The sequence below is a fragment of the Streptococcus sp. M143 genome (genome assembly GCF_000162495.1).
Classification (GTDB): Bacteria; Bacillota; Bacilli; order Lactobacillales; family Streptococcaceae; genus Streptococcus; species Streptococcus dentisani.
Genome location: NZ_GG730097.1, coordinates 70,797 through 83,041 on the forward strand (window position 1 = coordinate 70,797; position 12,245 = coordinate 83,041).

Here is a 12,245-nt window from a genome sequence, read left to right on the forward strand (position 1 = left end):
GAAGCCAGAACTGTCACTGTAGGTGATTAGAGTTCTTGGACTTCAACCCTTTTTAAAGGAGTAGAAATGAAATTAACAATCCATGAAGTAGCGCAAGTTGTTAGGGCTAAAAATGATGTGACAGTTTATCCAGATAGTCCGCTAGTTAAGGCTGAGTTTGACAGTCGTTTAATCACTGCAGGAGATTTGTTTGTTCCGCTCAAGGGAGCGCGTGATGGTCACGACTTTATCGAAACAGCTTTTGAAAATGGTGCAGTAGTAACCTTATCCGAGAAAAAGGTTGCAAATCAACCCTACATCCTAGTAGACGACGTGTTGACTGCCTTTCAAACCCTAGCTGCCTACTATCTTGAGAAAACGGCTGTTGATGTCTTTGCTGTTACAGGTTCAAATGGCAAGACAACAACCAAGGATATGCTGGCGCATTTACTGTCAACAACCTACAAGACCTACAAAACACAAGGAAACTACAATAATGAGATTGGGCTTCCCTACACAGTTCTCCACATGCCTGAAGGGACAGAAAAGTTGGTCTTGGAGATGGGGCAGGATCACTTGGGAGATATCCATCTTTTGTCTGAATTGGCTCATCCTAAGACAGCCATCGTGACCTTGGTTGGAGAAGCTCATTTAGCCTTTTTCAAAGACCGTTCGGAAATCGCTAAAGGAAAAATGCAAATTGCAGATGGTATGAGGCCTGGCTCCTTGCTCTTGGCACCGGCTGACTCGATTGTAGAGGACTACTTGCCTACTGATAAAAAGGTAGTTCGTTTTGGGCAAGGGGCAGAGTTGGAAATCACAGACTTGGTTGAGCGCAAGGATAGTCTGACCTTTAAGGCTAATTTTTTGGAACAAACCCTTGATTTGCCAGTGACTGGTAAGTACAATGCCACCAATGCTATGATTGCATCCTACGTTGCCTTGCAAGAAGGAGTGTCAGAGGAACAGATTCGTCAAGCCTTCCAAAATCTTGACTTGACGCGTAATCGTACTGAGTGGAAGAAAGCTGCCAACGGAGCAGATATTCTGTCAGATGTTTACAATGCCAATCCAACTGCTATGAAGTTGATTTTGGAGACATTCTCTGCCATCCCAGCCAACGAAGGGGGCAAGAAAATCGCTGTTCTAGCAGACATGAAGGAACTTGGTGACCAATCTATCCAACTCCATAATCAGATGATTTTGAGCCTATCGCCAGATGTGCTGGATACCGTTATTTTCTATGGAGAAGACATTGCCGAATTAAGCCAGCTGGCTAGTCAAATGTTCCCAATCGGCCACGTTTACTACTTCAAGAAGACAGCTGACGAAGACCAATTTGAAGGTCTTGTCAAGCAGGTTAAGGCAAGCCTTGGTACGAACGACCAGATTCTGCTCAAAGGCTCTAACTCCATGAATCTAGCCAAGTTGGTAGAAAGTTTAGAGAATGAATGCAAGTGATTTTACCAAGTATCTGCAAAGAATGCTAGCCATTACGGATACTGGATTAACCTTCACAAAAGATCCTTTTGACTGTGAGCGATACGAGGACTTGCGTGCGATCTTATCTGATATTTTGAGAGAAACTACAGAACTAAAGCAAGAGGAAGTAACAGAGCTTCTGAGACCAACTGGTGCTTATGCAACTCCTCTGATGGACGTCCGTGCTTGGATTGTTGAGGATGAAAAAGTATGTCTAGTCAGAGGGCAAGGAGAGGAAAGTTGGGCTTTGCCAGGTGGCTTTGGTGAAGTCGGCTATTCTCCAACTGAAAATATTCTTAAAGAAATTGAAGAAGAAACCGGTTTTACAGCAAAAACTGAAAGGTTACTTGCAGTTTTTGACACCAATCGTTCCCAACTACAGAGCAAACAATATGCAAAGTTTGTGTTTGAATGTAAGCTTCTTGATGGACAATTTCAAGAGAATCAAGAAATTGCTGACCTTCAATTTTTTGCCATTGACCAATTGCCAGCCTTATCTGAAAAACGCATCACCAAGGAACAAATGGAGATTCTTTGGCAGGTTTATAAAGGACAAAGAGACCAATATATTGATTAGGTTATGCTAGAGAAGTCTGCAAATCAAAAAAGGGTGTTTGTAAGATGCATTTCTGCGATACAAATGATATAATAGGTTGCGAATTTAAGCAGCAAGTATTCTATGCATGGTATAGAATCAAGCTTTTTCAAAAAAATTTAAAAGCTAGAATAGTGAACTTTCTACTACTCTGGCTAGATGAACGAGGAATAGAATATGAATTTGTGGGAACAATTATTTACCACACAGATATCAGAACCGCCCCAGTTTGAACTCCACTGGTATATTGGTTTGTTAAGTTTATTGGCTCTTACTTTCTATGTTTCATATCGTTACCGTGACAAGGTGGCTTACCAGCGCTTCATTCAGATCCTTCAGTCTCTTCAACTGATTGTTCTGTATAGCTGGTATTGGGGGAATCAAATGCCCTTATCAGAAAGTTTGCCCTTCTATCATTGCCGTATCGCCATGTTTGTTATGCTCTTGATTCCAGGGACTTCCAAGTACAAGCAATACTTTGCACTTCTAGGAACCTTTGGAGCAACTGCAGCTCTGGCATACCCACTCTTTGACCCTTATCCGTTTCCGCATGTGACCATCCTGTCCTTTATCATCGGGCATGTGGCACTTTTGGGGAATGCGCTCCTATACTTGTTTAAGAATTATGAAGCTTCCCTGCTCAACTTGAAAAATGTGACAGTGATTACATTTTCTCTAAATGCCTTGATAGGAGTTGTCAACTTGGTTGTAGGTGGAGATTATGGATTTTTAAATAAACCACCACTAGTGGGGAATCACGGACTATTGGCGAATTACATCATCGTGTCCAGTGTGTTGGTAGTAGCTATCAGTTTGACTGCAAAAGTACTAGAGGTCTTTTTGCAACAAAGAGCAGAAAAAATGATTCAAGAGAAAGCTTAAAAAGGCCTTCTCTTTTTTTGATTAAATATGCAAAATATAGCTGTAAGGATATAAAAATAATGATTGCTCCTGAGAAAAATTGTTTAAAAGACTTTTACAAAAAACCTAGAGGAAATTTATGAAAAACTAAGCACGATTGGATTTTTTGTGTTATAATATTTTGTGAATAGCTGTGTCTCGTCACAGTTATTGAAAATAGAAGTGAGAAACTTGGAAGACAGAGAGGACGCAATGTAATGACTAGAGATGGTTTTTTTACAGGCTTAGATATCGGAACTAGCTCCATCAAAGTGCTGGTTGCCGAACATAGAGATGGTGAAGTAAATGTAATTGGCGTTAGCAATGCCAAGAGTAAAGGTGTCAAAGACGGGATTATCGTTGATATTGAGGCTGCTGCTTCAGCAATTAAATCCGCAATTTCCCAGGCAGAAGAGAAGGCAGGAATTTCAATTAAGTCTGTCAATGTTGGTTTACCAGCAAATCTCTTGCAGGTTGAACCAACTCAAGGAATGATTCCTGTAACATCAGATACAAAAGAAATTACAGATCAAGACGTAGAGAATGTTGTCAAATCAGCTTTGACGAAGAGCATGACGCCTGATCGTGAAGTGATTACTTTCATTCCAGAAGAATTTATCGTAGATGGTTTCCAAGGTATTCGTGACCCTCGTGGCATGATGGGGGTGCGTTTGGAAATGCGTGGTTTACTTTACACAGGGCCTCGTACCATTCTTCATAACCTTCGTAAAACCGTAGAGCGTGTGGGAATTCATGTTGACAACGTCATCATCTCACCATTAGCGATTGTAAATTCAGTTCTTAATGAGGGAGAACGTGAGTTTGGCGCGACAGTGATTGATATGGGTGGTGGACAGACTACAGTTGCAACTATTCGCAATCAAGAATTGCAATTTACAAACATTTACCAAGAGGGTGGAGAATATGTCACTAAAGATATTTCCAAGGTCTTAAAAACATCCCAAAAAATCGCGGAAAGTTTAAAACTAAACTATGGTGAAGCTTATGTTCCACTAGCAAGTAACGAGACTTTCCAAGTTGAAGTCATTGGTGAAGTAGAGCCCGTTGAAGTGACAGAAAGTTACTTGGCAGAAATTATTTCAGCACGTATCAAACATATTTTTGATCAAATTAAACAGGAGTTAGACAGAAGGCACTTGTTGGATCTACCAGGTGGTATCGTTCTGATCGGCGGAAATGCGATTTTACCAGGAGTTGTCGAATTGGCGCAAGAAGTGTTTGGTGTTCGAGTGAAACTCTATGTGCCAAATCAAGTGGGAATTCGCAACCCTGCTTTTGCCCATGTGATCAGCTTGTCTGAGTTTGCAGGTAAATTGACAGAAGTGAATCTTCTGGCTCAAAAGGCAGTCAGAGGAGATGAATTCCTTCGCCAAAAACCAATTAATTTTGGTGTTTCAAATCAGAGTGTGACACCAATTATACAATCAACTCCAGTGCAACCAGCTACTGCAGCAACTGAAATCACATCTGACAGTGGCCTTGCTCCAAGAGACGAATTCCAAGCAAGTTCTCAAGATAAACCGAAATTAACAGACCGTTTCCGTAGCTTGATCGGAAGCATGTTTGATGAATAAAAGAGGAAAAGAAATTATGACATTTTCATTTGATACAGCAGCTGCTCAAGGTGCAGTTATTAAAGTAATTGGTGTCGGTGGAGGCGGTGGTAATGCTATTAACCGCATGATCGACGAAGGTGTTTCAGGAGTAGAATTCATTGCGGCGAACACAGACGTACAAGCCTTAAGCAGTACAAAAGCTGAAACAGTTATCCAACTCGGACCAAAATTGACTCGTGGCTTGGGTGCTGGAGGTCGACCTGAGGTTGGTCGTAAGGCTGCTGAAGAAAGCGAAGAAGCATTGACAGCAGCGATTAGCGGGGCAGACATGGTCTTTATCACTGCTGGTATGGGTGGTGGATCTGGTACAGGAGCTGCCCCTGTTATTGCACGTATTGCTAAAGATTTAGGTGCCCTTACAGTTGGTGTTGTGACACGTCCTTTTGGCTTTGAAGGAAGCAAACGTGGTCAGTACGCTGTAGAAGGAATCAACGAACTTCGCGAACATGTTGATACTTTGTTGATTATTTCAAATAACAACTTGCTTGAAATTGTTGATAAGAAGACACCGCTTCTTGAAGCTCTTAGTGAAGCAGATAACGTCCTTCGCCAAGGTGTTCAAGGGATTACAGACTTGATTACTAACCCAGGTTTGATCAACCTTGACTTTGCTGACGTGAAAACGGTTATGGCAAACAAAGGGAATGCCCTTATGGGTATCGGTATTGGCAGTGGAGAAGAGCGTGTCGTTGAAGCGGCTCGTAAAGCGATTTACTCACCACTTCTTGAAACAACCATTGACGGTGCTGAAGATGTCATCGTCAACGTTACTGGTGGTCTTGATTTGACCTTGATTGAAGCAGAAGAGGCTTCTGAAATTGTCAATCAAGCAGCAGGCCAAGGAGTGAATATCTGGCTTGGAACCTCTATTGACGAAAGCATGAAGGATGAAATCCGTGTTACTGTTGTAGCGACAGGTGTTCGTCAAGAGCGAGTGGAAAAAGTTGTTGGTTCTCCAGTAAAACAAGCGGCTCGTCGTGAAGCCTCAAGACAACCGCACCCTCAAAATTTTGATCGTCATTTTGACCTAGAAGATACAGCAGAATTACCAAAACAAAGCCAACGACGCTTTGAAACAAGTCAATCTTCTGCTTTTGGTGATTGGGACTTGCGCCGTGAATCAATCGTTCGTCAAACTGATTTAGTCGTATCACCGGTAGAACGTTTCGAAGCACCGACTTATCAGGACGAAGATGAGTTGGACACACCTCCATTCTTCAAGAATCGTTAATCAATGGATTTGAAAAAAAATACAGAGTTCGTTTTTCAGCAGGTCGCTGAAGCTAGCCGAGAAGCAAATCGTGATCCAGCTTCTGTTTCAATTATTGCAGTGACGAAATATGTGGACGTAAAAACAGCGGAAGCCTTGCTTCCCCTGGGTGTTCATCATATTGGTGAAAATCGTGTTGATAAATTTTTAGAAAAATATCAGACGTTAAAAGAATTCCCTGTCACTTGGCATTTGATTGGAACGCTACAAAGACGGAAGGTCAAAGAAGTAATCCCTTTTGTGGATTACTTTCATGCTTTAGATTCCTTAAAATTGGCGCAGGAGATTCAAAAGAGAACAGATCATGTTATCAAGTGTTTCCTACAGGTCAATATTTCAGGAGAAGAAAGCAAGCACGGTTTTTCAAAAAAAGAATTACTAGAACTTTTGCCAGACTTGGCTCAGCTAGATCAGATTGAGTATGTTGGTTTGATGACCATGGCTCCTTTTGAGGCAGATTCTGATGAATTGAAACAAATTTTCAAGAAAACTCAGGAACTGCAAGCAGAAATTAGAGAAAAACAAATTCCTAATATGCCGATGACAGAGTTGAGCATGGGCATGAGTCGTGACTATAAGGAAGCGATTCAATTTGGTTCGACCTTTGTTCGAATTGGCACAGCATTTTTTAAATAGGAGAGATCTATGTCTTTAAAAGATAGATTTGATAAATTTATAGATTATTTTACAGAAGATGGGGAAGAAACAACTGCGACTTATCAACCTCAGGATGAGCAGATGATTGCTTCATCGAGTTCAGCTTCTAAAGAACTGCCAGCGCAGTTTCAATCAACCACTTCAAAAGATGCCAACATCACTCGCTTACATGCTCGCCAACAAGAATTGGCTATGCAAAGCCATCGTACAGATGAAAAAGTGACGATTGATGTTCGTTATCCTAGAAAATATGAGGATGCAACAGAGATTGTGGATTTATTGGCTGGAAATGAAAGTATCTTGATTGACTTCCAGTACATGACAGAGGTTCAGGCTCGTCGTTGTCTAGACTATCTGGACGGTGCCCGTCATGTTTTGGCAGGTAATCTGAAAAAAGTTGCGAGTACAATGTATTTGTTGACACCAGTCAATGTGGTTGTGAATATTGAAGATATCAAGTTGCCTGATGATTCTCAAAGTGCAGAATTTGGTTTTGATATTAAACGAAGTAGAGCGAAATAATGATTTTTCTGATTCGTCTAATCCAAAATGCAGTGAATATCTATTCCCTGCTTTTGTTAATCTATGCACTCCTCTCTTGGTTTCCAAATTCTTACGGTAGTTCACTAGAACGTTTACTGGAAAAGCTGATTAGACCGATTGTTGATCCACTTCGCCGTTTACCTTTACAATTTGGAGGTTTGGATTTATCCATTTGGCTAGCAATCTTAATCGTCCGTTTTTTGGGTGACAGCTTGATTCGTTTCTTGTTGATACTATGATGACAAATAAAGCGATTTACCAGCACTTTTCTCTTGATGATGCTCCCTTTATTGATAAGGGATTAGAGTGGATCAAGCGGGTGGAAGATACTTATACTCCTGTCCTCACTGCTTTTGTCAATCCGCATCAGGAACATATACTGAGGGTTTTGGCTGGGACCTATGGACTGGGCTGTGTGAGTAGCGGAGAATATATCCATACAGAATTTGTCCGTGTCCTTCTGTATCCGGACTATTTCAGTCCGACACTGTCAGATTTTGAAATAGCATTGTTAGAGATCCGTTATCCAAGTAGATTTGAACAGCTAACACATGCAAAGATTTTGGGGACAATCATCAATCAACTAGGAATTGATCGTAAGCTCTTTGGTGATATCTTGGTAGATGAAAAGAGAGCACAGATTTTTGTCAATCGTGATTTTATCCCTCTGTTTCAGGACGGGATACAAAAGATTGCCAGACTACCTGTGTCGCTGGAGGAATGTCCTTTCACCGATAAAATCATATCTGAGATCAATTATCAAGAACAAGAGATTTTGATTTCCAGTTTTCGTTTGGATGCCCTCTTATCAAGTGCTTTGAAATTATCCAGAAAGCAGGCTGGTCAACTGATAGAGAAAAAATCTGTTCAGGTAAACTACCACCCCATTGAAAAATTAGATTATCTAGTAGCTGTAGGGGATTTGATTAGTGTGAGAAAGTTTGGTCGTCTGAAGATTGTCAAAGAAAATGGGCAAACTAAAAGGGATAAGATAAAACTGACTATCCAATTATTATTAAGTAAGTGAGGAAAAGTATGCCAATTACATCATTAGAAATTAAAGATAAAACCTTTTCTACGAAATTCAGAGGGTTTGATCCAGAAGAAGTAGATGAATTTCTTGATATTGTTGTTCGTGATTACGAGGACTTAGTTCGCAATAATCACGAAATGGAAAGACACATTAGAAGTTTAGAAGAGCGCTTATCTTACTTTGATGAGATGAAGGATTCGTTGAGCCAGTCTGTTTTGATTGCTCAAGATACGGCTGAACGTGTAAAGCAAGCTGCTCAAGAGCGCTCAAACAATATTATTCAACAGGCTGAGCAAGATGCCCAGCGCCTCCTTGAAGAGGCAAAATACAAGGCTAATGAAATCCTACGTCAGGCAACAGATAATGCTAAGAAAGTAGCTGTTGAGACAGAGGAATTGAAAAACAAAAGCCGTGTATTTCATCAACGTCTCAAATCTACGATTGAGAGCCAGTTGGCAATTGTCGAATCTTCAGATTGGGAAGATATTCTTCGTCCGACTGCGACTTATCTCCAAACAAGTGATGAAGCCTTCAAGGAAGTCGTAGGTGAGGTCTTGGGAGAAGCTGTTCCTTCGCAACCAGAAGAAGAGCCGATTGATGTGACTCGCCAATTTTCACCTGAAGAAATGGCTGAGTTACAAGCCCGCATCGAAGCAGGTAACAAAGAATTAGCTGAGTTTGAAGCTCAGCAGGCTAACAGTCAAGCGGAAAGTCATGTGTTAGACATCAATACGGTTGTAGAAGAGATACAGTCTCATTCAGTTGAACTACAACATGAGGATTCAGAAATGATGACAGAGTATTTCTCAGTATCGCCATCAGCAACTGGAACTGCTTCTTCAACTACTAGACATGAAGCACAACAAGAATCCGTTACAATATTATAAGAAATAAATGTGAGAACAAGATTTAACCAACTATATTTCCAGCGAGTAGGAGACGGTGTGAGTCCTGCAATCCCTAGTGGTCAGATTATCCTCTCAAGCAATCCAGTCTGAAAAGAGTAAGATTGGACGTTCCCCACGTTACGGGAAAAGAGGGGAAAAGACAAAGTCTTTTTCCGAACAAAGGTGGTACCACGATTTTCGTCCTTTTTAGCGATTCGTGGTTTTTAATTTGTCAATTTAAATTAAAGGAGTAACAATGAAACTTAAAGATACCCTAAATCTTGGAAAAACTGAATTTCCAATGCGTGCTGGACTTCCTACTAAAGAACCGCTATGGCAAAAAGAGTGGGACGAAGCGAAACTTTACCAACGTCGTCAAGAATTGAACCAAGGAAAACCGCATTTCACCTTGCACGATGGACCTCCCTATGCCAACGGAAATATCCACGTTGGGCACGCCATGAACAAGATTTCTAAAGATATTATTGTTCGTTCGAAATCGATGTCAGGATTTTATGCGCCTTACATCCCAGGTTGGGATACACATGGTTTGCCAATCGAGCAAGTTTTGGCAAAACAAGGTGTCAAACGCAAAGAAATGGACTTGGTTGAGTACTTGAAACTTTGCCGCGAGTACGCTCTTTCTCAAGTTGATAAACAAAGAGAAGACTTTAAACGTTTGGGTGTTTCTGGTGACTGGGAAAATCCTTATGTGACTTTGACTCCAGACTATGAAGCAGCTCAAATCCGTGTTTTCGGTGAAATGGCTAAGAAAGGCTATATCTACCGTGGTGCCAAGCCAGTTTACTGGTCATGGTCATCTGAATCAGCCCTTGCAGAAGCGGAAATTGAATACCATGACTTGCTTTCAACTTCCCTTTACTATGCTAACCGCGTCAAAGACGGAAAAGGTGTTCTAGATACAGATACTTATATCGTTGTCTGGACCACAACTCCATTTACTATCACAGCTTCTCGTGGTTTGACTGTTGGAGCGGATATTGACTACGTAGTCGTACAACCTGCTGGTGAAGTTCGTAAGTTTGTGGTTGCTTCAGAATTGTTGACTAGTTTGTCTGAAAAATTTGGTTGGGCTGATGTTCAGGTCTTGGCAACCTACCGTGGTCAAGAATTGAACCATATCGTAACAGCTCACCCTTGGGATACGGCTGTAGATGAGTTGGTAATCCTTGGTGACCACGTTACGACTGACTCTGGTACTGGTATCGTCCATACAGCCCCTGGTTTTGGTGAGGACGACTACAATGTCGGTGTTGCTAACGGTCTTGAAGTTGCTGTAACAGTTAACGAACGCGGTATTATGATGGCCAATGCTGGCTCTGACTTTGAAGGTCAATTCTATGACAAGGTTGTACCAACTGTTATCGAAAAACTTGGTAATCTTCTCCTTGCGCAAGAAGAAATCTCTCACTCCTATCCATTTGACTGGCGTACGAAAAAACCAATCATCTGGCGTGCAGTACCACAGTGGTTTGCCTCAGTATCTAAATTCCGCCAAGAAATCTTGGACGAAATTGAAAAAGTGAAGTTCCACTCAGAATGGGGTAAAGTACGCCTTTACAACATGATTCGTGACCGTGGCGACTGGGTTATCTCTCGTCAACGTGCTTGGGGAGTTCCTCTTCCAATCTTCTACGCTGAAGACGGCACACCAATCATGACAGCTGAAACTATTGAACACGTGGCTCAACTCTTTGAGGAACATGGTTCTATCATCTGGTGGGAACGTGATGCCAAATATCTCTTGCCAGAAGGATTTACGCATCCAGGTTCACCAAATGGCGAGTTCAAAAAAGAAACAGACATCATGGACGTATGGTTTGACTCAGGTTCGTCATGGAATGGAGTGGTAGTAAACCGTCCAGAACTCAAATATCCAGCAGACCTTTACCTAGAAGGTTCTGACCAATACCGTGGTTGGTTTAACTCTTCACTCATCACATCTGTTGCCAACCATGGCGTAGCGCCTTACAAACAAATCTTGTCACAAGGTTTTGCCCTTGACGGTAAAGGTGAGAAGATGTCTAAATCTCTTGGAAATACCATTGCTCCAAGCGATGTTGAAAAACAATTTGGTGCGGAAATCTTACGTCTCTGGGTAACTAGTGTTGACTCAAGCAACGACGTGCGTATCTCTATGGATATCTTAAGTCAAGTCTCTGAAACTTACCGTAAGATTCGTAACACCCTTCGTTTCTTGATTGCTAACACATCTGACTTTAACCCAGCTGAAGATACAGTAGCTTACGAAGAACTTCGTTCAGTTGATAAGTACATGACTATCCGATTTAACCAACTTGTTAAGACCATTCGTGATGCCTATGCTGACTTCGAATTCTTGACAATCTACAAGTCCTTGGTAAACTTTATCAATGTTGACTTGTCAGCCTTCTACCTTGATTTTGCTAAAGATGTTGTTTACATCGAAGGTGCCAAATCACTCGAACGCCGTCAAATGCAGACTGTCTTCTATGACATCCTTGTCAAAAACACGAAACTCTTGACACCAATCCTTCCTCACACTGCGGAAGAAATCTGGTCATATCTTGAGTTTGAAGCTGAAGACTTTGTTCAATTGTCAGAATTGCCAGAAGCGGAAACATTTGCTAACCAGGAAGAAATCTTGGATACTTGGGCAGCCTTCATGGACTTCCGCGGACAAGCTCAAAAAGCCTTGGAAGAAGCTCGTAATGCAAAAGTTATCGGAAAATCGCTTGAAGCACACTTGACAGTTTATCCAAATGAAGTGGTGAAAACTCTGCTTGGAGCAGTGGACAGCAATGTGGCTCAACTCTTGATTGTATCAGAATTGACCATCGCAGAAGGAGCAGCCCCAGAAGGCGCAGTTAGCTTTGAGGATGTTGCCTTCACAGTTGAACGCGCTGCAGGTGAAGTTTGTGACCGTTGCCGTCGTATCGATCCAACTACTGCAGAACGCAGTTACCATGCAGTTATCTGTGACCACTGTGCAAGCATCGTAGAAGAAAACTTTGCGGATGCAGTTGCAGAAGGATTTGAAGCAAAATAATCAGAAAGAGACTGAGAAAGGTCGCTAAAATCATAAAAACGCATAATATCAAGAGTTCAAGTGCTTTGATATTATGCGTTTTATCATGGGAAAATTTACTAGTCCATTTCCTAAAATGAAGTTCTTCCTGGCCTGTCCGTGTAGATGGTTAACATAATCTAGTATTCAGTTTTCTCATGATTTTATATTTGCTAATAATTATAAAAGAATTAT

The 12,245-nt window shown here is 41.4% G+C and carries 11 protein-coding genes; all 11 read left to right on the forward strand.

Annotated elements, in window-relative coordinates:
• The first annotated feature begins 66 nt into the window (after positions 1 to 66).
• On the forward strand, positions 67 to 1,440 hold the full coding sequence (locus tag HMPREF0850_RS06990) for a UDP-N-acetylmuramoyl-tripeptide--D-alanyl-D-alanine ligase (RefSeq protein ID WP_000778761.1): 1,374 nt from the start codon (positions 67 to 69) through the stop codon (positions 1,438 to 1,440).
• Positions 1,427 to 2,038 (forward strand): NUDIX hydrolase N-terminal domain-containing protein, encoded by a 612-nt coding sequence (locus HMPREF0850_RS06995; RefSeq protein ID WP_000994199.1) that lies wholly within the window; start codon positions 1,427 to 1,429, stop codon positions 2,036 to 2,038. The genes HMPREF0850_RS06990 and HMPREF0850_RS06995 overlap by 14 nt, the downstream gene beginning before the upstream one ends.
• A gap of 195 nt (positions 2,039 to 2,233) precedes the next feature.
• The gene (locus HMPREF0850_RS07000; RefSeq protein ID WP_001055277.1) at positions 2,234 to 2,938 is read left to right on the forward strand and encodes a YwaF family protein; all 705 of its coding nucleotides are present in this window, start codon (positions 2,234 to 2,236) and stop codon (positions 2,936 to 2,938) included.
• 236 nt (positions 2,939 to 3,174) lie between these two features.
• Positions 3,175 to 4,551, forward strand: a complete 1,377-nt coding sequence (ftsA, locus tag HMPREF0850_RS07005; protein WP_000196335.1) for a cell division protein FtsA — start codon at positions 3,175 to 3,177, stop codon at positions 4,549 to 4,551.
• A gap of 16 nt (positions 4,552 to 4,567) precedes the next feature.
• A complete protein-coding gene (gene ftsZ / locus HMPREF0850_RS07010; protein WP_009013920.1) occupies positions 4,568 to 5,824 on the forward strand; it encodes a cell division protein FtsZ in 1,257 nt (418 codons plus the stop codon).
• Between the two features lie 3 nt (positions 5,825 to 5,827).
• On the forward strand, positions 5,828 to 6,499 hold the full coding sequence (locus HMPREF0850_RS07015) for a YggS family pyridoxal phosphate-dependent enzyme (RefSeq protein WP_000364415.1): 672 nt from the start codon (positions 5,828 to 5,830) through the stop codon (positions 6,497 to 6,499).
• Positions 6,500 to 6,508: 9 nt separating this feature from the next.
• A complete protein-coding gene (locus HMPREF0850_RS07020; protein ID WP_000053360.1) occupies positions 6,509 to 7,042 on the forward strand; it encodes a cell division protein SepF in 534 nt (177 codons plus the stop codon).
• Entirely contained in the window at positions 7,042 to 7,302 is a 261-nt protein-coding gene (locus HMPREF0850_RS07025) for a YggT family protein (RefSeq protein ID WP_000576497.1), read from the forward strand. Before HMPREF0850_RS07020 ends, HMPREF0850_RS07025 begins: the two co-directional genes overlap by 1 nt.
• Positions 7,299 to 8,090 carry a YlmH family RNA-binding protein gene (locus HMPREF0850_RS07030; protein ID WP_000988888.1) on the forward strand — a complete coding sequence of 264 codons (792 nt, stop codon included), beginning with the start codon at positions 7,299 to 7,301 and terminating at the stop codon, positions 8,088 to 8,090. Before HMPREF0850_RS07025 ends, HMPREF0850_RS07030 begins: the two co-directional genes overlap by 4 nt.
• A gap of 8 nt (positions 8,091 to 8,098) precedes the next feature.
• Positions 8,099 to 8,983 carry a DivIVA domain-containing protein gene (locus tag HMPREF0850_RS07035; protein WP_001123197.1) on the forward strand — a complete coding sequence of 295 codons (885 nt, stop codon included), beginning with the start codon at positions 8,099 to 8,101 and terminating at the stop codon, positions 8,981 to 8,983.
• A 256-nt stretch (positions 8,984 to 9,239) separates the two neighbouring features.
• Positions 9,240 to 12,032 (forward strand): isoleucine--tRNA ligase, encoded by a 2,793-nt coding sequence (ileS, locus tag HMPREF0850_RS07045; protein WP_000768067.1) that lies wholly within the window; start codon positions 9,240 to 9,242, stop codon positions 12,030 to 12,032.
• The last annotated feature ends 213 nt before the right edge of the window (positions 12,033 to 12,245 follow it).